Annotated in this window: 12 protein-coding genes and 1 tRNA gene; 12 read left to right on the forward strand and 1 reads right to left on the reverse strand. The window is 70.1% G+C overall.

All coding sequences use genetic code 11. The annotated features are described in order from the left end of the window. The first annotated feature begins 81 nt into the window (after nucleotides 1-81). Nucleotides 82-4,593: a DUF7601 domain-containing protein gene (locus OR600_RS02105; protein ID WP_265590568.1), complete on the forward strand. Its 4,512-nt coding sequence runs from the start codon at nucleotides 82-84 to the stop codon at nucleotides 4,591-4,593. Between the two features lie 118 nt (nucleotides 4,594-4,711). On the opposite strand, the gene OR600_RS02110 is transcribed toward OR600_RS02105, so the two are convergent. Beyond that, nucleotides 4,712-6,256, reverse strand: coding sequence for a Mur ligase family protein (locus OR600_RS02110; RefSeq protein WP_135978082.1), 1,545 nt, complete (start codon nucleotides 6,254-6,256; stop codon nucleotides 4,712-4,714). Nucleotides 6,257-6,603: 347 nt separating this feature from the next. On the opposite strand from OR600_RS02110, the gene OR600_RS02115 reads away from it, so the two are divergent. The 11 genes from OR600_RS02115 to OR600_RS02165 all read left to right on the forward strand — a co-directional run bounded on the left by OR600_RS02115 (nucleotide 6,604) and on the right by OR600_RS02165 (nucleotide 23,287). Further along, nucleotides 6,604-7,788 carry a hypothetical protein gene (locus OR600_RS02115; protein WP_135978081.1) on the forward strand — a complete coding sequence of 395 codons (1,185 nt, stop codon included), beginning with the start codon at nucleotides 6,604-6,606 and terminating at the stop codon, nucleotides 7,786-7,788. Then, nucleotides 7,782-8,180 carry an ABC transporter ATP-binding protein gene (locus OR600_RS02120; RefSeq protein ID WP_265590569.1) on the forward strand — a complete coding sequence of 133 codons (399 nt, stop codon included), beginning with the start codon at nucleotides 7,782-7,784 and terminating at the stop codon, nucleotides 8,178-8,180. The genes OR600_RS02115 and OR600_RS02120 overlap by 7 nt, the downstream gene beginning before the upstream one ends. After that, nucleotides 8,177-8,461, forward strand: coding sequence for a P-loop NTPase family protein (locus OR600_RS02125; RefSeq protein ID WP_265590570.1), 285 nt, complete (start codon nucleotides 8,177-8,179; stop codon nucleotides 8,459-8,461). The genes OR600_RS02120 and OR600_RS02125 overlap by 4 nt, the downstream gene beginning before the upstream one ends. 81 nt (nucleotides 8,462-8,542) lie before the next feature. Continuing rightward, a tRNA-Val gene (locus tag OR600_RS02130) sits at nucleotides 8,543-8,617 on the forward strand. 53 nt (nucleotides 8,618-8,670) lie between these two features. Then, nucleotides 8,671-9,561 (forward strand): glutamate racemase, encoded by an 891-nt coding sequence (gene murI, locus OR600_RS02135; protein WP_265590571.1) that lies wholly within the window; start codon nucleotides 8,671-8,673, stop codon nucleotides 9,559-9,561. A gap of 689 nt (nucleotides 9,562-10,250) precedes the next feature. Then, entirely contained in the window at nucleotides 10,251-10,982 is a 732-nt protein-coding gene (rph, locus tag OR600_RS02140) for a ribonuclease PH (protein WP_135978078.1), read from the forward strand. A 166-nt stretch (nucleotides 10,983-11,148) separates the two neighbouring features. Then, the gene (rdgB, locus tag OR600_RS02145) at nucleotides 11,149-11,772 is read left to right on the forward strand and encodes an RdgB/HAM1 family non-canonical purine NTP pyrophosphatase (protein WP_204407282.1); all 624 of its coding nucleotides are present in this window, start codon (nucleotides 11,149-11,151) and stop codon (nucleotides 11,770-11,772) included. 154 nt (nucleotides 11,773-11,926) lie between these two features. Beyond that, nucleotides 11,927-12,661 carry a glucosamine-6-phosphate deaminase gene (gene nagB, locus OR600_RS02150; RefSeq protein ID WP_135978076.1) on the forward strand — a complete coding sequence of 245 codons (735 nt, stop codon included), beginning with the start codon at nucleotides 11,927-11,929 and terminating at the stop codon, nucleotides 12,659-12,661. Between the two features lie 227 nt (nucleotides 12,662-12,888). After that, complete coding sequence (locus OR600_RS02155) at nucleotides 12,889-13,383, forward strand: hypothetical protein (RefSeq protein ID WP_251164026.1); 495 nt, start codon at nucleotides 12,889-12,891, stop codon at nucleotides 13,381-13,383. A 657-nt stretch (nucleotides 13,384-14,040) separates the two neighbouring features. Further along, nucleotides 14,041-22,665 carry a DUF7601 domain-containing protein gene (locus OR600_RS02160; RefSeq protein ID WP_265590572.1) on the forward strand — a complete coding sequence of 2,875 codons (8,625 nt, stop codon included), beginning with the start codon at nucleotides 14,041-14,043 and terminating at the stop codon, nucleotides 22,663-22,665. Next, entirely contained in the window at nucleotides 22,592-23,287 is a 696-nt protein-coding gene (locus tag OR600_RS02165; protein WP_444979512.1) for a DUF7601 domain-containing protein, read from the forward strand. The genes OR600_RS02160 and OR600_RS02165 overlap by 74 nt, the downstream gene beginning before the upstream one ends. Nucleotides 23,288-23,317: the final 30 nt, after the last annotated feature.

The following is a 23,317-nucleotide window of genomic DNA, read 5'->3' on the forward strand; positions in this document are numbered from 1 at the left end:
TTATTTTGGGTTGCTTTATTATTATCTGAAAGTGAGAATAAAGTATGTGTCGATAATCCTGGATCCATCGGAGGCGAAACGATGCTCAAAAGACCCGTTTCCCGGCCCTTCAGGGTCGCCGTCCTGACCCTTGTTGCCCTCTCCGTGGCACTCTCCCTCCTCCCGGCCGTACCGGCACGGGCGGCGGTCACAGCGGAGGAGCTGGCCTCCCACGTGGTCCCGAGCCTCGACCCCGAGAGCACCACGGTCAACCTCTTCAACTACAGCGCCGGCGCGACCGGCGCCGGTGCCATGGCCGGCACCGACACCCTGGGCACCACCGGCAGTGCCACGCCCAAGGTCAACTACGACACATGGCTCGCAAACCCTGACTCCATCAACTACGGGCGCCTGCTCCTGTTTGGTGACGGCATGCGTCACCTCGGCTACTGGAACCAGGGCCTCGTGGAGAACTACGGCCAGATCGCCCGCGAGAACGCCGGCATGCAGGGCATCGTGGAGCCCGCGCTCTCCGCCACGGGCTTCCCCGTGGTGAGCGCCTCCCCCGAGATCGGCCTCGACGTCAACGACGGGTCCTACAGCGACGCGACGGGCGACACCGCCTGGGTGAAGAACCAGTCGTTCTACGGCAACGCCGGCCCCCTCTACATCTCCAACCTCACAAACACCGCCGACAACGGCCTCTTCCACCCGGTATGGGGCCGCAACATCGACCGTGTGGTCCAGGCCCAGGCCCTCTCCGTGGCCAACGGCACCGGCAACGTGAACTTCTCCGGGATCGGCAACGACCCCGACCCGAGCACCGCCGCCATCAAGACGGCGCTCGAGAACAGCTCCGTGGTGAACTTCAAGGACGGCGAGGGCTACGATCTCCCGGAGTCCGTGCGCTCGCTCCAGTACCTGTTCGACCCCGACCAGGACTGCGCCGGCAAGGAGTCCTACAAGAACGTCACCGGTCTCTTCCAGATGGACGACCAAGGCTACTACTTCTACAACATGCGCCGGAACTTCGCCGAGTTCACGGCCGACCCCACCGAGGACAGCGCCGGCCACTTCACCCTCTACGACGCCCCGGCGGGCCTGCGCACCGACGACAAGGGCTCCGTGGGCAACTTCTTCCCGTTCAACAGCGCCGAGAAGGCCTTCACCCTCGGTGCCGACGGCTCGCTCCAGAACGTCCTCAACGCCAACAACCAGGGCAACGCCGAGCCGGTGGACCACCACCTGGGTATGACTGTGGAGACCACCTTCCGCCAGCCCGTGGACGGCAAGGTGGGCGCGAACCCCATGACCTTCGAGTTCGAAGGTGACGACGACGTCTGGGTCTTCATCGACGACGTCCTCGTCCTCGACCTGGGCGGCATCCACTCCGAGGTCTACGGCACCATCGACTTCGCCACCGGCGAGGTGCACATGGGCCCTGCCTTCGACTTCCACGGCATCCCCGACGACCCGGCCGCCGCCGCCACGGACTCCACCACCATCAAGGCCGCGTTCGAGGCCGCCGGCCACGGTGACGCAGTGCGCTGGAACGGCGACACCTTCGCCTCCAACACGAGCCACACCCTCAAGATGTTCTACCTCGAGCGCGGCAACTACGACTCGTCCATCGCCCTGCGCTTCAACCTCCAGCCTGCCCTCTATCAGCAGATCTACAAGGTCGACCAGTACGGCAACCCCCTTGCCGGCGCCGAGTTCGACCTCTATGCGGTCAGGCCCTCCGACGGCACCGTCCCCACCCAGGAGAACTCCTCCACCTTCGGCCTCGACGACGTCGAGGTCGTGGGCGGCCCCCTCACGCACCTGGTCACCGACGATGACGGCGTGGCACGTTTCGAGGACCCCGAGCCCCGGGCGACCCAGGCCCAGGCCGACCCCTTCAACTTCTCCGACCGCTACGACGCCGAGACGGGCGACGGCCTGCTCTACATCCTTCGGGAGACCAAGGCACCTGCGGGCTACAAGTCGACCCCCCAGGACCTGCTGCTGCGCTTCGAGCCGCAGTACACCATGCTCGTGGTCAACAATCGCTACCAGACCGGCGCCTACGCGAGCTTCATCAGCCGCGTCACCGGCAACAACGCCGAGGTCTACTACGGCCAGATCGGCGAGGACGGCGGCCTGGTCACCCAGATTCCCGGGTCCGACCCGGTGCCCGTGGCCGACCAGGCCGACGGCCTCGTGGTGGCGGTGCCGATGCTGCGCTCCACCACCCCTGCCGGCGAGGAGCGCTGGCTGCCCCTCTACGGCGATAACCTCACGGGGTTCCAGGCCGTGGAGTACTCCGAGGACCGGGTGGGCTACGAGGAGTTCAAGCGCCAGGCCCGCCAGGTGACCCTCCGGGGCGCCCTCATGCAGATGGCGGCCGTCCACAACGCCGAGCGTGACGGCACCCACGCCTCGGGCTGGTACTTTACCTGGGATGACGAGACCCAGAGGCTCCAGGCCCTCCTCGAGAACCTGCCCGGCCGGGCCGACCGCTACCTGCTCAAGAACCCCGAGACCGGCGACATGCGCAACTTCTACGCCATCATCAAGCCCGACGCCTTGGCCCGGGCCCTCGGCGTGAGCCGTGAGACGGTGGCGGCCATGGACTCCTCCGAGCGCTACGCCGCTCTGGGGGCCAAGGTGGCCGAGACCCTCGACGCCGACGGCTCGGGCTCCCCGGACTCCCTCGACGCCATCGTCGACGCCATCGACCCAGATCCCGAGGACTACCTCCAACGCGGCTACTGCTCCCTGGACATCCGCCAGTTCATCCGCGACTTCCGCTCGCGCATCTACATCCCCAACGAGCAGCGCGAGCTCCGCGTCATGAAGGTCGACCAGACCGGCACCCCCAGGAACGGCGCGGTCTTCGCCCTGTACGGGTCCCGGGCAGATGCCGAGGCCAACGACCCGGCCCGGGCCCTGTCCCAGGGCACTACGGCCACCCTCGACGGCACCGACGGCATGCTTGTCTTCGAGCCCCACGAGGGCCACAAGGCCGCCGGGGACCACGGCGGCTACGGGGACATGACCTGGCCCGACACCCGCCACGACGGCGAGGCCCGCACCTACTACCTGCGCGAGGTCTCCGCCCCTGAGGGCTGCGAGCTCAACCCCCAGATCGTCGAGGTCCAGGCCGGCGTCTACTCCATCTACGCCGACGCCGGTGAGGCCGACGACGGCGTCACCGTCATGGCCGGCGTGGGCAAGCTCGTCAAGACCATGGTCAAGTACGCCTCCGACGGGGCCGTCAACATCACCCTGCGCGACATCACCGCCTTCGCCCAGGGTCAGCCCTCCGGCTCCTTCGCCATGGACGGATGGGCCGACACGGTGCTGCCGGGCACCGACGACCAGGTGCGCTCCCTGAACCTCCATTACGGCATCAACGCCGTGGTGGACTACGGCCTGTCCGACGAGGACGGCGGCAAGAACTACAGCCCGTTCTTCGTCACCGACACCGGCTACGTGCGCACCCGGGTGCAGCAGAACCTCCACGAGCACGACGACCCCGACGACCCGTTCTACTCCACCGCCGAGGCCGACGACCTGGGCGACATGGACATAACGGGGCTGTTCTCCCTCATCAACACCGTGGTGGTCACCGACCGCGACCCGGCCCTGCCCGCCACCGGCAGCCTGGTGCTGTCAAAGACGGTGGAGGGCGACGGCCTTGCCCCCGAGGACTACCTGCGCAACTTCAACTTCGAGGTGCGCCTCCACGATAGCGACGGCAACGAGTTGACCGACTCCTTCCACTACTACGGCCGCGACCGGGCCGGCCTGGTCAGGAGCGGCGACGTGCTGCCCCTGCACCACGGCGAGGAGCTTGTGGTCCAGGGTCTGCCCGAGGGGTGCGTGGCCACCGTCACCGAGCGCGAGGCCAACGGGGACGGCTACTACACCTATCCGGCCTCCGGCACCCATGACGTGGTCGTGGAGGCCGACGGCACCCACCGGGCCGACTTCGTGAACGTGCGTGGGACCCGCCCCGCCCCGCCCGAGCTCTCCATCGTCAAGGAGCAGGCCGTGGGGGAGGGTGGCTTCACCGGCGACACCCTCGACGTGGGTTCCGGTGACGTGGTGACCTACCGCATGACGGTGACCAACGACGGCGAGGGCCCGGCCCGCGACGTGGTGGTGACCGACGAGGTGCCCGAGGGCCTGACCCTCGTGGAGGGCTCCGCTTCCGACGGTGCCTCCGTCGCGGGCGGCGTCGTCCGTTGGGAGCTGGGAGTTCTGGCGGCGGGGGAATCCCGTACCGTGAGCTTCCAGGTGACGGTGCCCGAGGTGTCCGAGCCCACCGCGTGGCGCAACGTGGCCACGGTGGTGCGTACCGACGACGAGGGCGACCCCACCGACCCCGACCCGTCGAACGAGGTCGTGGTGAAGACCCCGGTGGACGGGGAGGACCCGGTGCTGCCGGGTCCGGGCACGGGCGACCCGGTCGACCCCGACGGCCCGGCCGGCGGTGACGGCGGGACCGGCGTCGCGCAGCTCGTCCCGGTCCTCGGCGACCCCGCGTTCGTGGCGCCCCTGGCCCTTGTGACGGTGGGCCTGCTCGTCCTGCTGTTCTGCTGGATACTGCTCCCCAGGCGCGGCTAGGGGCCGGGCACCGCACCGGTCCGCCCCTCCAGGTCTTTAGAAAAGCGCGCCCCGGCCATGGCGGTCGGGGCGCGCTTTTACGTGACGGGGTGCCGGGCGGGCCCGGTGTCCGTCGGGTCTAGCGGGCCTGTGGGGCCTCGGCGTCGTAGGCGGCCACGAGCCGGGCCAGGTGGGCGCCGTCGGGCTCGTAGGACACGTCCTCGTTGCCGATACGCATCTCGGTCTCTGCTCCCTTGCCCAGGGCGCACACCACCGTGCGGCCGCCGTGCTCGGCCACGTGGGCGCGGGCGTGGGCGAAGGCGAGCTCGCAGGCGGCCTCGCGGTCGGGTTCCTCCGCATGGGGGGTGCCCGGGGCCAGGTTGGCGGCGATCTTGTGGCAGAGCTCGGCCGGGTCCTCGGGGCCGGGGTCGTCCGATGTGAGGACCACGTAGTCGGCGCGGCGCGAGCCGATGGCCGGCAGGTCCCGGTAGCGGTCGAGGGCCTTGCCGCCGGAGACGCCGAAGAACGCCACCTTGTAGGCGCCGGGGAAGAACTCGTCCACGGTATCGAAGAACCGCCGGTAGGAGATGTCGTTGTGGGCGTAGTCCACGATGGTGACGATGGAGCCGTCGGCCGTGGGGCGCACCTCCATGCGCCCGGGCACGTGGGCGTCGGCCAGGGCGTCGAGGGCGGCCGGGTCCTCCACGCCCACGGCCCGGGCGCAGGCCACGGCCGCCAGGGCGTCCTCCACGTTGTGCTCGCCAAGGAGGCTCAGGTAGACGTCGCGGGTCCATTTGGGGGTGCGGCAGGTGAAGTCCATGCCGTGGGCGGCGGGCGCCACGGCGGTGGCGCAGACGTCTGCCGCGGGGTCGTCCAGGGAGAAGGTGGTCACCTCGGCGCCGCGGGCCCGGGCGGCCGCGAGAGCCTCGTCGGCGTGGTCGCCGGAGAGGTTGACGACGCAGCGGTCGGCCAGCTCGAAGATGCGCAGCTTGGCGGACAGGTAGTCCTCGAAGCTGGGATGCTCCACGGGAGAGACGTGGTCGTTGCCGATGTTGAGGAAGCACGCCACCGAGAGCGAGAGGCCCAGCACGCGGTCGTACTTGAGGGCCTGGCTGGAGACCTCCATGACCACGCGCCTGAGGCCGGAGCGGCGGGCGTTGGCCAGGTGGCGCCAGAGGTCGGGCGGCTCCGGGGTGGTGTTGGCGCTCTCAAAGGTGCCCGTGCCGTCAAAGATGGCGTGGGTGCCAAAGATGGCGCAGGGCTCGGGCCCCGCGGCGTCGAGGAGCATCTGCAGCAGGTAGGCCGTGGTGGACTTGCCTTTGGTGCCGGTGATGCCCACGATCTGCAGGTCGCGGTCGGGGCTTCCCCAGGCGGCCTTGGAGACCCATGCCATGGCGGGGCGGATGTCGGCGCAGAGGATGCGGGGCACGTCCGGGGCCACGGCGGCGAACCCCGGGGCCGCGTCCGGCGTGCAGAGGTAGGCCGCGGCCCCTGCCTCGAGGGCGGCCGAGAGGAACTCCGGCCTGAAGGCCGCCCCCTTGCAGACGAAGATGTTTCCGGGGGTCACCTGGCGCGAGTCACAGGCGGCACCGGCCACGGCCACGGAGGGGTCGCCCTCCAGGGCGGCGTCGAGGCGGTGCTGGTCGAGGAGGGAGGCGAGCTCTCCCAGGGTGATGGTGTCCATGGGTCCAAGTATGGCAGGGGCGCGCGCGGGTGCGGCCCGTTTGCTGGCCGCCACCACGGGGTGCCCACAGCGGCCGTTGCCCCCGCTTGGGGATGCTGTGGGTGGGGCGGGGCCCCGGTCCCGCGCGGCGTGGAAATTGTTCCAACCGACACAATCGAGCTGAGAGCTAAGTGTTTTTAATCGTTCACACCACGATAACGACCGTTTGGCATCCATCTATATATTTCAGACTGAAATGAGAGGACGAGACCATATCATAAGAATATCCGATGCATTGGTAAATATATAGGAATCAAAGACGGCACGGCATTGATTTGTCGTGTCGTCGCGCTTTACGGGGGTGCACCATGGGCCGTTGGCCGTCGCTTGTCTGTTTGAAGGCTGTCCTATCGATGCGGGTTCTCTGGGGCGCCCTCCTGTTCCTGGCGCTCTTTCTCTTTTCTGCGTTCATCCAGAACTACCCGGCAACCGAGATGGGGCTCTCCTATGACATCCAAGGCGTTGCCGAGACAACCGAGTTCGAGATAGTGGGCTCTCACGACGGCGTGGACCCAAAGCTGCTGGATGCCTACCGTCGGCGGGAGGCGTTGCGCCAGGAGGCAGTTATGGCGGCGGATGCAGACGCCCAAATCGATGCGCTGGCTGCCCTCCGTCTTTTTGATGCGCGCACGTTGCTGCCGGTGTGGCCCGGGGCGACGGCGTCGGATTATGCGCAGAGGAGCCTCTGGGCCTCCTCCTATGAGGCGCTCGCGGGTCTTGAGGACCGTCAGGTGACCTCGCAGGTCCGGGAGGTGCCGGCCTCTCTCTACCTTGTGTACCAGGCAACATGGCTGCCCGCCGTGTATTGGGCCCTCCCGGGGGCGGTGGCCGTCTTTGCCGTAGGGAGGCTTGCGGACAAGGGGCGTCTCCTTTCCCAGCAGCCGATGCCTCCGTTGGGCACGTTCCTGCGCTCGCTGTTCCTGGCCTTCGTGGTGGCCCTGTTGCTGACGGTTGCGGCGGTTGTGCCGATCGCCCTGACGCTTACCGTGCTGAACGGGTGGGGAGACCCGGCATACCCGGTCTTCTCCATTGTGGATGGGCACGTCGACCGCCTGACGGTGGGGGCGGCGCTCGTCCGTTTGGCGGTGCTCTGGTGCGCGTTGACCGCCTTTGTGGTGGCGCTCGGCTCGCTGGCCCGGGCCTTGGGCGCCAACGCCCTGGTCTGTGCCGTCGTGTGCGTCGTGCCGGCGCTCTGCTCGCAGGTGCCCCTCGACGGCGAGTCGCCGGTCACCCGGTGGGTCCCGCTTGCCTATATGGAGCCGATGGCCCACATCGCCCTCTTTGACTTCTTCAGCCTGGCTCCCGGAGGACAGGAGCTGCTCAAGCTTCCCGGCAGCACGTGGGACCAGGGTGTGATGGCCTTCTTGCTGTGGTCGTTCGTACTCGATGTCCTGGGGGTCGGGGCCGTGGCGGTACGGCAGGCCGTGAGGGGCCGCCGCGCCAGCCGCATGGGGAGGCGCATGGCGGCAGAAAGGGCTGGTGCTCCATGCTGACCTGTGAAGACCTCACGCTCTCGTTTGGGAGCCGCCCCGTCCTCGGCGACGCCTCCCTATCCTTGCGGGAGGGCCAGGTCCTGGGCCTCGTGGCGCCCAACGGAAGCGGGAAAACGACACTGCTCAAAGCCCTGGCCGGAGCCCCTCTGGGGTCGGCGAGGGGCGCGGTGCAGGCTGACGGGGTGCCGGGCTGCCGGACGGGCGATTATCAGGAGCTGGTGTTCTATGCGCCGGGTGACGGCTCGTTGCTCTACGGGGACCTGAACGCCCGCGACCATTTCGACCTGCTCGTGTCCCACTGGGGTATCGAGGATTCACCGGCGGAGCTCATGGAGCGGTGGGGGTCGCCGGATTGGGCCGCAAACCGGTGTTTCGCTACTCCCAGGGCATGAGGCAGCAGTTGGTTCTCGGCCTCGCGTTCTCGTCGCCCGCCAAGTACCTTCTGCTGGACGAGCCCCTCAACGCCCTCGACCCCACGTGGAGCAGGCGTGCGCTCGGGTGGGTCAGGGCGGCGGCGGACGGGAGACGCGGGGTCCTCATGAGCTCCCATCTGCTGGACACGATCGACGCCGTGTGCGACGGGATGGTCTTCATCAAGGGGCACGAGCTCGTGGAGGTTTCCTCCGGCCAAGGTGCCAGGGAGGCCTATGACCGCCTCTATGGGGCGGTTTGACCGAGCCGCCATCACGGGGTGCCCACAGCGGCCATGTATACTCAGGGACCGCGACGCCCGGCTGTGCCGGTGCCGCGCAGGGGGCGATTGGCGCAGCGGTAGCGCAGGTGCTTTACACGCACAAGGCCGGGGGTTCGAACCCCTCATCGCCCACCAGGGATTCCGCGGGCCGGCCTCAGGGCCGGCCCTTTCGTGTACGGAGGAGAGCCATGGGAGACACGCGCCCCATCGGTGTGTTCGACTCGGGCCTCGGTGGCCTCACGGTGGCGCGCGCCATCGCCACGGAGCTCCCGAGCGAGTCCATCCGGTACTTCGGCGACACCGAGCGCTGCCCCTACGGCGAGCGCCCCCAGGACGAGGTGCGCGGCTTCGTGGCCCAGCTGGCCCGCTGGTTCGACGCCCGCGACGTCAAGCTCCTCGTGGTGGCCTGCAACACCGCCACGGCCGCCGGCCTCTCCGTGGCCCAGCGCATGCTTGACATCCCGGTGCTGGGCGTCATCGTGCCCGGCGCCCGGGCCGTGGTCCAGGCCACCCATACCCGGCGCGTGGGGGTGCTCGCCACCAAGGGCACCTGCGACTCCGGCCGGTACCGGCGCGCCATCCACGCCCTGGACGCCGGCGTCCGGGTGTGGCAGGCGCCGAGCCCGCGCTCCGTGGAGATCGTGGAGCGGGCCGTGGCGTCGCCCCATGCCATGGGGCGGGACTGGATGGGCGACAAGGACTACCTCGACACCGAGGAGGCCCTGGCCGTGGCCGCCGAGGACCTCGCGCCCCTCATGGGCCACGGTATCGACGCCGTCATCCTCGGCTGCACGCACTTTCCCCTGCTCAAGCAGGTCTACCAGCGGGTGCTGGGGCCCGGCGTCACCATCGTGAGCTCGGCCGAGGAGACCGCCCGGGAGGTGCGCCAGTACCTCGGGCGGGCGGGGGAGCTCGCCCCCGAGGGCCACCAGGCCAAGTACCACTTCGCCACCACCTCGCCCGAGCTCGCGCAGTTCTGCGTGGCGGGCGAGTACGTCTTCGGCCGCAAGCTGGAGGCCGTGGAGCACGTGGACGTGGCCGACCTCGAGGCCCTGGCATCCGAAGGCTGGCCGCTGTAGGCCGTGGCGGGGTGTCCCACCACCCGGACACTTTTGTCCCAATGTTCGGGCACCTTTTCCCAGCCTCGCTTCGGCCGTCGAATCGCCGTCACTTTGGTCGGCCCCCGGTCACGCGGTCGATGGAGGGCCCGGACATGCCGAAGGCCCCTCCGCCATGTCCGGGCTACACAATCCGCGAGACAAGCGAAGTGGCAGGTGCGCCAGGCCCCCACCGTCATGCGCCACGGTGGCGCGATTCCTCGGCAAAGACGCCACGGTGGCACGGGGCGGCGAGCGCACAGCCGGGCCTGTGAGGGCGAGGGGCCCGACCAAAGTGACGGGCTACGGGGCGGTCGCAGGCACTGCACCCGCAGAACGTTCTACGGGCGTTTGGCTACCCGTAGAAGCTTCCATGGGTGCCCTCGAACCGTCCCGGCACCCATGGAACGTTCTACGGGTGGTTTTTGCCTCCAGCGACACCCGTAGAAGGTTCTGCGGGTGCTCCTCTTGCCGCGCATGACAGGATGGCCAAGAAGACGGCCCGCCCGCCGAGGTGAAACTGAGACAAAAGTGCCCAACCATTGGGACAGAAGTGTCCGGGTGGCGGGACGACCGCTGGGACGGAGGCCGTGGGCCCCTGGTGGCGAAGGCCCCGCGGTCCCCGTGCTAGCATGCTGGTCGAAAACCCCGCACAACCCGATCGGAGGACCATGACCCTCGACGCTCCCCGCCACGACGGCCGCGCACCCGGCGACCTTCGCCCCGTCACCCTCACCCGCAACGTCATGAAGAACGCCCTCGGCAGCTGCATGGCCGAGTTCGGCGACACCCGGGTGCTCTGCGCCGCCACCATCGAGGACGGTGTGCCCGGGTGGCGCAAGGCGAGCCGCAAGGGGTGGGTCACCGCCGAGTACGCCATGCTGCCGGCATCCACCTCCACCCGCAGCCGCCGGGAGACCCGCAGCCGCAAGGGCCGCTCCATGGAGATAGAGCGCCTCATCGGCCGGAGCCTGCGGGCCGTGGTGAACATGCAGGCCTTGGGCGAGGTCACCGTCACCGTTGACTGCGACGTCATCCAGGCCGACGGGGGCACCCGCACCGCCTCGGTCACCGGCGCCTGGGTGGCCCTCCACGACGCCCTCGCCGAGTGGGTGCGGGCCGGCCGCATCCCCCGCCTGCCCCTCACCGGCCAGGTGGCCGCCGTGTCCATGGGCGTCGTGGACGGCCGCTGCCTCCTCGACCTCGACTACTCCGAGGACAGCCGCGCCGAGGTGGACATGAACCTCGTGGGCTGTGCCGACGGCACATTGGTGGAGGTCCAGGGCACCGGGGAGCGCATCGCCTTCGACCGCGCCCAGCTCGACGCCCTCCTCGACCTGGGGCAGGGGGCCGTGGCCCGCCTCTGCGACCTCCAGACCGAGGTCACGGGGTTCCGGAAGTAGGGCTCGCCCGGCGTGACGGGCATGCAGGCGCGCCACCGTGGTGCGATATCCCCCGCAGGCGCACCACCGTGGTGCGAGAATCGCCCTGTGACGCAGAAAAGCGCGCCACCGTGGTGCAAGGTCCCCGCGGACGCACCACCGTGGCGCCCTCAAGGAGGGAGGACCTGTGGTCCAAGAGGAGAGGACCGTGGTGGTGGCCACGGGCAACGCGCACAAGGTGGCCGAGATCGAGGCCATCCTGGCCCCGGTCATGGCCGGCACGCGCTTCGTGGCCGTGGGCGAGCTCGACCTGCCCGACTGGGAGGACCCGGAGGAGGACGGCGACACGTTCCTCGCCAACGCCCTGATCAAGGCCCGGGCGGCCGCCGAGGCCACGGGCCTTCCCGCCGTGGCCGACGACTCCGGCCTCGTGGTGGACGCCTTGGGCGGCGAGCCCGGGATCTTCTCGGCGCGCTGGGCCGGCGTCCACGGCGACGACGCCGCCAACAACGCCAAGCTCGAGGCCTCCATGGCGGACGTGCCCGACGGCGCCCGGACGGCCCGCTTCCACTCGGCCGTGGCCCTTGTGGAGCCCGACGGCTCCTGGCTGGCCGGCGAGGGCGACTGCGAGGGTTCCATCGGGCGGGCGCAGGTGGGGGAGAACGGCTTCGGCTACGACCCGCTGTTCCTGCCCGACGAGACCCCGGGCCGCACCATGGCCCAGCTCACGGCCGATGAGAAGAACCGCATCTCGCACCGGTTCCACGCCCTGGAGGCCTTGGCGGCCGCCCTGGCCCACGGCCGCGACTAACATCACGAATCAAAACGAATCTGGTATGTGTAGTCCACGTCGGTCGGCCATGTCGTCCCGCTGGGTCCTGTGTGCCGGGGGCATGATGGTAGACGTGCGACACTGGGACGGATTGTAGAGAGGCCGCAAGGCCAAGGGAAAGGAGAGCGCGGCGATGAAACTCATCCGCGTGAAGGACTACGACGACATGAGCCGCAAGGTGGCCAACATCATCTCGGCCCAGGTCATCCTCAAGCCCAACTCGGTGCTCGGCCTCGCCACCGGCACCACCCCCATCGGTGCCTACAAGCAGCTCATCGACTGGTATCACAAGGGCGACGTGGACTTCGCCGAGGTCTCCACCTACAACCTCGACGAGTACCGCGGCCTCACGGGCGACGACCCCCAGAGCTACCGCTACTTCATGAACACCCAGTTCTTCGACCACGTCGACATCGACAAGGCCAACACCCACGTGCCCGACGGCTCCAACCCCGACATCGAGGAGGCCTGCTCCTCCTACGACAAGATGGTCAAGGACGCCGGCTATGTGGACCTCCAGCTCCTGGGCATCGGCCGCAACGGCCACATCGGCTTCAACGAGCCGGCGGACGCCTTCTCCAAGGGCACCCAGTGCGTGGACCTCACCGAGTCCACCATCGAGGCCAACTCCCGCCTCTTCGACGACCCTGAGGACGTCCCGCGCCAGGCCTACACCATGGGCGTGCAGACCATCATGAACGCCCGCATGATCGTGGTGGCCGCCACCGGCGAGGACAAGGCCCAGGCCGTCCACGACATGGTCTTCGGCGCCGTGACGCCCCAGTGCCCCGCCTCCATTCTGCAGCTGCACACCAACTGCGTGGTGGTGGCCGACGACGCGGCCCTGTCGCTCTGTCCCGGCCAGTAAGGGCGGCGAGACAAACGACGTGCCCCATGGGGCGCCCCGCGGCTTTTGGCCGCGGGGCGCCCTTTTTCTTGGGGCCGGCCGGGCGCCGTCTCCCGGCCTCTACAGACAAAGGAAACCGTTTACAGTCTTTTTTTAACCGTTCGCATGACGACGCCGGCCACCCCCCCCCCCTTTTTTTCGACCCCGGTGCCTACAATAAAAATCAATCAAAACAGGAAGGAGTCGGCATGGTCGGCGCAGTCGGCGGTTCCGTTGCCAGGTCCCCGTGGTTTCCTCCCGTAGCCGAGGCGGCGTCCGGCGTCCTCCTGCTCTGCGCCGGGCGTGCCCTCGCCCCGTGGGCCTTCGCGGGGGTAGCAGGCGCCGGCGGCGAGGTGGGTGCGATCCATGCCGCGGTCTCTCCGGGCAATATCTCCACGGGCGTCGTGCTCGGGCTTCTCGTGCTGCTCGTCCTCGTGCCCGGGGCGGGCCTACTGACCGGTTTTGGCGGGGCGGGGTGCGTCCGGTGCGCGGCGGGCGGCCGTCTCTGCGCCCCGGTGTGGCTCGGGTGGGCGGCTGCGGCCCTCGTCGTGGGTTGGGCGGCGCTCTCGGCGCTCTCCCTGCTGGGGGTGGTCGATGCGGACATGCTCGTCTTCGGCCTCGCCTTCGGCTTCCCGACGGGGGTCCCGTGGGCCTTCCTGGCCGTCGGGTTCTGCGGCGGCATGGCTGTCCCGAGGAGGTTCTGAGGGGCGCGGCGGCATCATAGCCACGGTGAACGGGCCCGTGCCTGCAGCCACGCTGCGGATGCGGGCCCGTTGCCGTGGTCTGGCGCCCCCTTGCGACACGGTCGCGAGGGGGCGCCTTTCCGTTGTCTTTTGTATGACGGTCCGGGCGCCCGGTCGCGAGGGGCGGCCGGGCGGGTCCTTGGGCTGGGGACGCCAAATATATCAATTCTAGCAACCAAAAGGTTCTAGGAGTCTGAAAGAGCGCCCTTTTCTTCTGCCGAGGCGGGGTCGGCCCCGCCGTGCCGCGCACAACCGTTTTCTACCTGCTGGTGCATGGGACATTGAGAACAATAGAGAAATCAATGCGGTTCTTGTTCCCATAAAGAGAATAAAAACAGTACTCAGGATTTGTAATCGGCAGTTTCTTTTTTTGACAGAATAACCGGTATTTACCAGCGATTACTTTTGGGTAACGCATTTCTACCCTCCATTATAACAAAAATAAAAATAAAAGATATGGTTCGCAACGTGGAGAGTTGCAGATTGAAATCAGTCTTAACGTGATAGCTTTCCAAGTACATTCGCAATCGATGGTCTGCAGGCCCTGGGCAAACGGGGTCGGGGCACCGCCTGCCACCTTTCTCGGCCGCGGGCGGCCCCGAGTGCAAGGAGGAACTCATGTTCGCGTTCAGACGAGACCGGAAACGGACCCTGCGGTTCCGGGCCGCACGGCGGGTCGTGGCTGCCGCCGCTGCCCTGGCCCTTGTGTTTCTCTCCCTCCTCCCGGCCGCACCGGCCCGGGCGGCGGTCGCCGAGGAGCTGGCCTCCCACGTGGTCCCGGGCCTCGACCCCGAGAACACCGTGGTGAATCTCTTCGACTACGACATGGGGCGCCTCGACGAGAGCACGGGTGACCTGAACCGCCCCCTCCTCGAGACCGATGAGGCGTCGGTGTACGAGTGGTGGTTCGGGGGCAAGGAGGGCAAGAACATCAACAGCGGCCGCCTGCTCACCTTCGGCACCGGCATGAAAAGCTTCATGGGCTACTGGAACCAGGGCTCCGGATCGAGCCAGGGGCTGTTCTCCTACAACAACCCCGGCTTCCCGTTCATGGTCGCCCCGACCCTCTCCGAGGGCCAGCCGTCCCTGAGCGACCGCACCGACCCCGCCGGCTCGGTCCTCGTCGGCTACAACGGCAACCCGTCGGTCTACAAGGACGCCCAGCGCGGCGAGGCCGGCGATGGTGACCGCATCTTCGCCAGCGCCGGGGCCAGGAACGTCGCCACCGGCGTGCAGTACCTGGCGGACCACCTGGGCAAGTACGGCGACGCCGCCAAGGTCCAACAGGGCAACGGCTCCTTCGAGGGCGGGTCGCTCCCCGACGACCTGCTCTCCCTCGGCTACCTCTTCGACGGCTCCGACCAGCCGGGAAAGACGCGCTACGAGAACGTCACGGGCCTCTTCCAGCTCGACGACGAGGGCTATTACTACTACAACATGCGTCGCAACTTCGCCGAGTTCACCGAGGACGCCACCGAGGGCAGCGCCGGCCACTTCACCCTCTATGACGCCCCGGCCGTGAACGGCACCAACTCCGTGGGCGGCTTCTTCCCCTTCGACCCGGCCACCGAGGTGTTCCGCGTGGCCGACGGCAAGCTGGAGAACGCGGTCGCCGCGGACAACAGCAAGGAACACAACCTCAACCACCACCTGGGCATGACCGTGGAGACGGTGTTCCGCCAGCCCTCGGGGGGAACCATCGGCGACAACGGCGCCCCCATGACCTTCCAGTTCTCGGGCGACGACGTCTGGGTCTTCATCGACGACGTGCTCGTCCTCGACCTGGGCGGCATCCACTCCGAGCTCTTCGGCACCATCGACTTCGCCACCGGCGAGGTGCTCCTCGGTCCCTCCTATGGCACCAAGGGCATCCCGGAGGACCCCGCCGACTTCGCCGTTCGCAAGACCACCATCCGCCGCATGTTCGAGTACGCCCAGGACCCCGACGGCGCCTCCGACCCCTATGCGAGCCGGTCCTACACCCATTCCACCGATAACGGCTACGTCATCGAGGACGGGACGTGGCAGGGCGACGCCCCCGCGCGCACCGATACCGCCACCGTGGGCGGCGTCCGCTTCAACGGGGAGACCTTCGCCTCCGACACCGGCCACAGCCTCAAGATGTTCTACCTCGAGCGCGGCAACTACGACTCGTCGCTCTCCCTGCGCTTCAACCTCCAGCCCGAGCTCTTCCAGGAGGTCGTGAAGGTCGACCAGTACGGCAACCCCCTCGCGGGCGCCGAGTTCGACCTCTACGCCGCCCGGCCCCCCGACAGCTCCGTCCCCACCCCGGAGACGGCCCCCTCCTACGCCGACAGCGCGGAGCTCCGGCTCTCCTCCGCACCCGTCGCCTCGGGTGTCACCACCGGGGACGACGGCGTGGCCCGGTTCGTGGAGGGGAACGGCGACCCCCTCAACTTCGCCGACCGCTACAACCAGGCCACCGGTGACGGGTTGCTCTACGTGCTTCGGGAGACCCGGGCGCCCGCGGGCTACAAGTCGCTGCCCCAGGACATCGTGCTCTCCTACAACCCGGCCACCAGCCAGTTCAGGGTCAACAACCGCTACCAGACCGGAGCCTACGCCGGTTTCAACGTCCTTGTGACCGGGCAGCCGGGAGGCATCTTCTACGGCGACTTCGCCGAGGACGGCGGCCTGGTGTCAAAGCCCGACGGCGCCACGCCCATCGACACCGACACCCAGCGCGGCGGCCTCGTCCTGGCGGTGCCCATGCTGAGGAGGGCGGACGCCTGGCTGCCCCTCTACGGCGACAACCTCAACGGCTTCGACGCCGTGGAGTACGAGCGGAGCGACGACTACGGGGAGCGCCTCGTGCAGGTGCGGCGGGCGACCCTCGCCGGTGCCCTGCGTCAGGCGGCCCTGTACGCCCGGGACAGTGGCGCCCAGCCGTGGTACCTCGGTTGGGACGAGGCCACGGGGCGCATCGCCGGCACCCTCTACGACCTGCCCGGGCGCTCCGACCGCTACCTCCAGGTCAACGCCCAGGGGGACATGCGCATGCTCTACGGCTTCATCGACGCCGAGGCCATCGCCGAGGTGACGGGCCTCGGCCCCGAGGCGGTGGGGGCCATGGCCCCGGAGGAGCGCTACCTCGCCCTGGGCCAGGCGGTCCAGGGAGACGACGTGGACGGGCTCCTCGACCGCCTCGACCTGGCCGCCCCGGAGGCGGTCTCCAGGGGCTACTCCGCCGTGGACATCCGCGACTTCGTCCGCAACTACCGCTCGGTGATCAACGTGCCCAACGAGGTACGGCAGCTCCGCGTGATGAAGGTGGACCAGAAGGGTGCCCCCGTGAACGGGGCCACCTTCTCCCTCTACGACAATGCCGCCTGCGAGGGCGCGCCCGTGGCCGCGGGTACCACGGCCACGGTGGACGGGGTCGACGGCATGCTCGTATTCGGGCCCGGCGAGGCCCAGGAGGACGGCCACGGCCGGATGGTCTGGCCCGACACCCCGGCCACCTCCGACAACTCCTCCATGGCCACCTACTACCTCAAGGAGACCGGCGTCCCCGAGGGCTACGAGGCCAACGACACTGTGATCCCCGTGAAGGTGGGCGTCTACTCCATCTACGCCGACGCGGGTGACGCCGACGACGGCGTCACAGTCATGGCCGGGGTGGGCAAGCTCACCCAGACCATGGTCAAGTACACCAAGGGCGATGTGAACATCACCCTCCGGCGTATCCTGGCCGCGGGGCAGACGAAGCCGAGCGGTGGATGGGACGGCGACTGGACCGCCATGGAGCTCCCCGACTCCGGCGATCCCGCCCAGCCCCGTATCATGCGTCTCGTCTACGGTCAGAACGCCCTGGTCGACTACGGGCTGTCCGACGAGGACGGCGGCCGGACCGTGCGCCCGTTCTTCGTCACCGACACCGGCTACGTCCGTGCCGCGGTGAGCCAGGACACCCAGGCCCTTCGCACCGAGAGCGGGGCCAGCGGGGTCAACTTCGACGACATCGAGGGCCGGGACATCACCGGGCTCTTCAGCCTGCTCAACGTCGTGGTGGTCACCGACCGCGAGGTGGACCCGGAAAAGACCGGCACCCTCGAGGTGAGCAAGACGGTGGAGGGCGACGGCCTCACCTCCGAGGACTACCTGCGCAGCTTCTCCTTCACCTTCGAGTTCACCGACGGGGAGGGCAGGCCCCTCGACGGCGACCGCTCCTACCACTTCATCGGCCGGGACGAGTGGGGCTCCCTCAAGAGCGGCGACACCATCCCCCTCCACCACGGCGAGACCATAGAGGTCCGCGGCCTGCCCGCAGGCACCCGCTACCGGGTGACCGAGACCGTGCCGGACGGATCGGGCTTCTACACCAAGACGCCGTACGACGCCGTCCATGAGGGCGTCGTCGAGATAGGGGAGGACGACCCCGACGGCAAGGTGTTCTCGGCCCCCTTCGTGAACGCCAAGGGTGTGGCCACGCTGCGCCTGGTGAAGACGGACGGCGCCACGTCCGCGCCCCTGGCCGGGGTGACCTTCGAGCTCTACGCCCTCGGCGAGGGCGGGGAGGCGGTCGGCGACGCCCTGGAGAGGGCCACCACCGCGGAGGACGGGTCCGTCACCCTCACCCACGGGTTCCCCGAGACCGGCTCCGCCCGCTTCGCCCTGCGGGAGGTGGCGGCCCCCGACGGCTATGCCGCCCCGGCGGCGCCCATCGTCCTCGCGTGTGACGACGGTGCCCTGAGCGTGGCCAACCCCCGTGAGTCCGGCGCCCAGATGGGCGACGCCGTGGGCGGGGCGCCCGTGGTGGAGGTTGCCAACGTGCCCACCGCGACGCTGTCCCTGTCCAAGGAGGTGCTGCCCGCCGAGGGCGGCTCCGGCCTCACGGACGACCAGAGGAACCGGGCCTTCACGTTCGACGTGGCGGTGACGGTGCCGGAGGCGTGCGCGCTCCCGGAGAGACTGGCCGTGTCCGTAGCCTCCGACGGCGGCGAGCCCGAGGAGACCGAGGTGGCCGTGGCGGCCGACAGCACCGACCCCGCCCGGGGCACGTTCGGGCTGGGACTCTCCCACGGCCAGACGGCCACCGTGTCCGGCCTGCCCGTGGGCACCGAGGTGGAGGTGACCGAGGGGGACGCCCCCGGCTACCAGGCGGTGGACAAGGTCCTCGAGGGCGTGGTGGAGAGTGACGGGTGCGCGCTGGGCTTCACGAACACGGCGGTGTGGCCCGACCTCTCCATCGAGAAGTCCCAGAGCGCTACGGGCGACCCCGACTCCTTCACCGACGGGCCTATCGCCGTGGTGGAGGGCCAGACCGTCACCTACCGGCTGACGGTGACCAACGGCGGCGATGACGCGGCCGAGGGCGTCACCGTGACCGACACGGTGCCCCAGGCCCCGGTGGAGCCCGCCGGCGCCGACGGCCCGGCCCTCGCCTACGTCGACGGCTCGGCCCGGGTGGTGGACGGCGCCGGCGAGGCCTCCTACGACGACGGCACCAAGACGGTGACCTGGGAGGTGGGCGACGTCCCCGCGGGGGAGAGCCGCACCGTGGAGTTCCAGGCGACGGTGCCCGCGCCCCTGGTCACGGGCACCACGCGCTGGCAGAACGTGGGGGAGGCCCGCTATGCCAACGACCCCGACGGCGGCGGGTCCCTGACCTCCAACGAGGTGGAGGCGTCCGTCACGGTGCCCGTCGGGGGCCTGTACGTCTCCAAGGTGCTGGAGGCCCCCGAGATCACCGGTTTCCTCGCGCAGCGTGAGTTCGGCTTCTCCGTCACCTTCCGGAGCGGCGGCGGCCTGCTGCCCGCCGAGGTGGAGGCGGTGCGCGTGAGGGCCGACGGGACCGAGGCCGCGGAGCGCCTCGCCCTCGACGGCGACGCCAAAGAGGCGTCCGCGACGTTCTCCCTGACCCATGGGGAGGCGCTGGCCATCGCCGGCCTCGCCGCGGGGACCACCTACCGGGTGAGCGAGGTCCCGCAGGCGGGCTTCGAGGCCGATACCCCCTCTTTCGAGGGTGAGATCGGCTCCGGGGACGCCCCGGTGAGGGTGGCCTTTGCCAACAGGCTCGCCGATCCGGGCCTCGAGGTCGCGAAGACCCAGAGGCTGGGCGACGACGGCGAGTTCACCACGGACCCGCTCACGGCCGCCCACGGCGCCACGGTGACCTACCGCATCACCGTCACCAATCACACCGGCGCCGTGGCCGAGGGCGTCACCGTGACCGACGCGGTGCCCCAGGCCCCGGTGGAGCCCGCCGGCGCCGACGGGCCGGCCCTCGGCTACGTCGACGGCTCGGCCCGGGTGGTGGAGGGCGGCGGCGAGGCCTCCTATGACCGCGACTCCAAGACCGTGACGTGGGTCTTGGGCGACCTTCCCGCGGGGGAGAGCCGCACCGTCGAGTTCTCGGCGACGGTCCCCTGGGTGGGCGAGGCCACCGAGTGGGAGAACGTGGGCGTCGCCCGGTATGCCAACAACCCGCACGGGCCCGACGCCGAGCTGCCGACCGACCCGGTGAGGGTGGGCACCGACCTGGGGACGGGGGCGCTCGGGGTCTCCAAGACCGTGACCGCCGCCGACGGCTCCGAGCCCACCGACGACCAGCGCGGCGCCCGGTTCCACTTCACCGTGCGCCTGGCCCACCCCCGGGTGCCCCTGCCGGCCCAGGTGACGGTGGACTATGGCGACGGTGGCGCGCCCGTGGGCAGTGAGACCGTGACCCTCGCCAACTACACCCAGCTCGGCGGCATGCTCACCGTCTCGCTCTCCCACGGCCAGACGGCCACGGTGCAGGGGCTGCCCGACGGCACCTTTTACACCGTGACCGAGGAGCCCGCGGAGGGCTTCGAGGCCGAGAGGGACAAGGCCAGCGGTGCCGTGGGCCTCGCCGGCGCCCAGGCGGCCTTCGTCAACAGGGCCCTGCCGCCCGACGAGCCCGACCCCGTGCTCGGCTCCCTCTCCATCGCCAAGACCGTGGCCGGGGCGGCCACCGACGACGACCGGGCCCGCGCCTTCACGTTCTCCCTGTCCCTCCTCGACGGGGAGGGCAGGCCCCTGGCGGGGAGCTTCCCGGCGACCATGGCCGACGGCTCGGCCTCGGAGGTCTCCCACGGCTCCACGTTCGCCCTGGCCCATGGGCAGCAGGTCACGGTGGACGGGCTGCCCCAGGGCACCCGCTACGCCGTGACCGAGGAGGAGACGGAGGGCTTCGAGGCGGTCTCGGTGGGCCAGGAGGGCGTCGTCCCCGGTGATGCGGAGGCCTCGGCGACCTTCGTCAACGTGCGGGAGCCCCAGGACCCCGAGCCCGGACCCGGGCCCGGGCCCGAGGAGCCCGTCGGCGACGTGGCGGTCTCCAAGACCGTCGACCCCGCCGGCGCCCAGGACGGCGACTTTGAGCGGGCCTTCACCTTTGTCCTCTCCCTGACCGACGGCGACGGGGCCCCTCTCGGCGGCACGGTGGACGCCGAGTTGCTGGACGGCGCGGACGTCTCCTCCCTCACCCTCGGCGACGGCGGCCGGTTCGAGCTGCGCCACGGCCAGGTGCTCCTGATCCACGGCCTGCCGGTGGGCACCCGCTACGCCGTGGCCGAGGAGCCGTCTGACGGGTTCACCGCCGCCGAGCCCACGCTGGAGGGGGCGGTCGAGGAGGGCTCCTCCACCGGCAGCCTCGCCTTCGTCAACCGCCGGGTGGCGCCGCCCGCCCTCAAGGTCGAGAAGACCCAGGCACCGGTGGCGGCCGACGGCACGGCCTCCGGGCTCACCTCCGACGGCCTCCAGGTGCCCGAGGGGGCCACGGTGGAGTATCGCCTCACGGTGACCAACACCGGCGAGGCGGCGGCCGAGGACGTGGAGGTGTCCGACGAGGTCCCCGCCACGGCCACCAAGACGTCGCCCGGCACCTCGGCCCCCGCCGGGACCGTGGACCTGCCCCTGACCTACGTGGACGGCTCCGCCTCGGATGGCGGCGTCTTCCGGCCGGCGGACGCCGACGGGGCGGCCCGGGTGACATGGCGCCTCGGGACCCTTGCGGGCGGTGAGTCGCGCACGGTGAGCTTCAGGGTCGCCCTTCCCGTGCCCGACGCGCCTGTCACCCCGGAGGACTCCGGTGCCGTGTGGAGCTGGCGCAACGTGGCCGTGGCCCGCTTCGCCAACAACCCCGACAACCCTGCCGACCCCTCCGATCCGCCCGCCGACATCCCCTCGAACCCCGTGGACGTGGAGGAAGGGGAGCCGCGCCCGCTCGTGGAGATCCACAAGCACCAGCATGTGAAGGGCTCCGACGCGGGGTTCGGCCAGGAGGGCGCCGACTCGCCCCTGCCCGTGGAGCCCGGTGACACGGTGGTCTACCGGCTGCGGGTGGTCAACAACGGCGCCGGCGCGGCCCCCGACGTGGTGGTGCGCGACCCGCTCCCCGACGGCCTCGCCTACGTGGAGGGGTCCGCCTCCCACGGGGGCGTCTACGACGGGGGCGCCCGCACCCTCGTCTGGCATCTCGGCGAGCTGGCGTCCCGCGGCACCGTGGAGCTGACCTTCGAGGTGGAGGTCCCGACGGTGGCGGAGGCCACGGTCTGGCACAACGTGGCCGTGGCCGACCACGGGACCCCCGACGACCCGTCCTCCCGGGTGGAGGTGCCGCCCTCCGAGGACGTGTTCGTCGCCACCGACGTGGCCCACCTGGCCCTGAGGAAGGAGCAGTCCCTGGCCGGCGGCGCCTTCACCGCCGACCCCGTGGAGGGCCGCGGCGGCGACCTGCTCACCTACCGCCTCGCCGTGACCAACGACGGCGCGGCCGTCGCCCGCGGCGTCACGGTCACCGACACGGTGCCCCAGACCCCGGTGGAGCCGTCCGGCTCCCAGGGGCCGGCCCTCGGGTACGTGGAGGGCTCGGCCGGCATCGCGGGCTCCCCGGAGGCGGGCTCCTTCGACGCCGAGACCGGCACCGTGTCGTGGGACGTAGGCGATCTCCGGCCCGGCCAGACGGTCTTCGTCCACTTCTCCGTGAGGCTGCCCGAGGTGGCCGCGGGGGCAAAGGTCACCTGGGAGAACGTGGGCGTGGCCCGCTTTGAGAACGACCCGGCCGGCCCGGGGACCGACATCCCGTCCAACGGGGTCGAGGTGACGGTGGAGGGCGACCCCGACCCGGTGACGCCCCCCCGACGAGCCTGCTCCGGCGACGGGCTCGATCGCCGTCTCCAAGACGGTGGAGGGCGGCGACGAGGGCCACCGGCAGACCGCCTTCGTGTTCGAGCTTGTGCTCACGGACGCCCAGGGTGAGCCGCTGGCCGGTGACTTTGGGTGGGAGCGCTCCGACGGCGCCTCCGGCACGGTCGCCTCCGGGGACACCCTCGAGCTCTCCCACGGCCAGATAGCGGTGGTGGGCGGACTGCCGGAGGGCACCCGCTGGACCCTCACCGAGCGCGAGGCCGAGGGCTTCTCGGCCAGGGAGCCCTCCCTCGGGGGCGAGGTCCCTGCCGGGGGCGTGGCCACGGCGGTGTTCGTGAACGTCGTGGACGAGGACCCGGGCGAGCCCGATGACCCGAATGGCCCCGATGACCCGGGCGGCCCTGAGGGCCCGGGCGATCCGGGCGAGCCGGAAGATCCTGGCAAGCCCGATGACCCTGAGGGTCCAGATGACCCGAACGGGCCCGAGGATCCTGAGGGGCCGGATGACCCGGCCGCGCCCGATGACCCGGGTGAGCCGGGCGCACCCGACGGGCCCACGGGGACCCCGGACGGTCCCGGGCCCGGGGCGAGCCGTCCGACGGCAGGGGCAGGGGGCCGGTCCACCGGTGCCGCCCGCATCGCCTCCACCGGCGACGTCGGGGCGCCCGTCCTCGGGCTGGCGCTCGCCGCCGCGGTCGTGGCCGCGGGTCTCGTCCGGGCCGTTCGCCGCTGACGTCCCGGCCGGCGGCGCCCGCCCGTCGAG

It is taken from the genome of Granulimonas faecalis, assembly GCF_022834715.1.
Classification (GTDB): Bacteria; Actinomycetota; Coriobacteriia; order Coriobacteriales; family Atopobiaceae; genus Granulimonas; species Granulimonas faecalis.

Excerpts from the sequence above, each read along its gene's own strand:
- OR600_RS02160 (WP_265590572.1), top strand. The coding sequence starts at position 14,041 with ATGTTCGCGTTCAGACGAGACCGGAAACGGACCCTGCGGTTCCGGGCC.
- OR600_RS02105 (WP_265590568.1), top strand. The coding sequence starts at position 82 with ATGCTCAAAAGACCCGTTTCCCGGCCCTTCAGGGTCGCCGTCCTGACC.
- OR600_RS02115 (WP_135978081.1), top strand. The coding sequence starts at position 6,604 with ATGGGCCGTTGGCCGTCGCTTGTCTGTTTGAAGGCTGTCCTATCGATG.
- OR600_RS02155 (WP_251164026.1), top strand. The coding sequence starts at position 12,889 with ATGGTCGGCGCAGTCGGCGGTTCCGTTGCCAGGTCCCCGTGGTTTCCT.
- murI (WP_265590571.1), top strand. The coding sequence starts at position 8,671 with ATGGGAGACACGCGCCCCATCGGTGTGTTCGACTCGGGCCTCGGTGGC.
- rph (WP_135978078.1), top strand. The coding sequence starts at position 10,251 with ATGACCCTCGACGCTCCCCGCCACGACGGCCGCGCACCCGGCGACCTT.
- OR600_RS02110 (WP_135978082.1), bottom strand. The coding sequence starts at position 6,256 with ATGGACACCATCACCCTGGGAGAGCTCGCCTCCCTCCTCGACCAGCAC.
- OR600_RS02120 (WP_265590569.1), top strand. The coding sequence starts at position 7,782 with ATGCTGACCTGTGAAGACCTCACGCTCTCGTTTGGGAGCCGCCCCGTC.
- nagB (WP_135978076.1), top strand. The coding sequence starts at position 11,927 with ATGAAACTCATCCGCGTGAAGGACTACGACGACATGAGCCGCAAGGTG.
- OR600_RS02125 (WP_265590570.1), top strand. The coding sequence starts at position 8,177 with ATGAGGCAGCAGTTGGTTCTCGGCCTCGCGTTCTCGTCGCCCGCCAAG.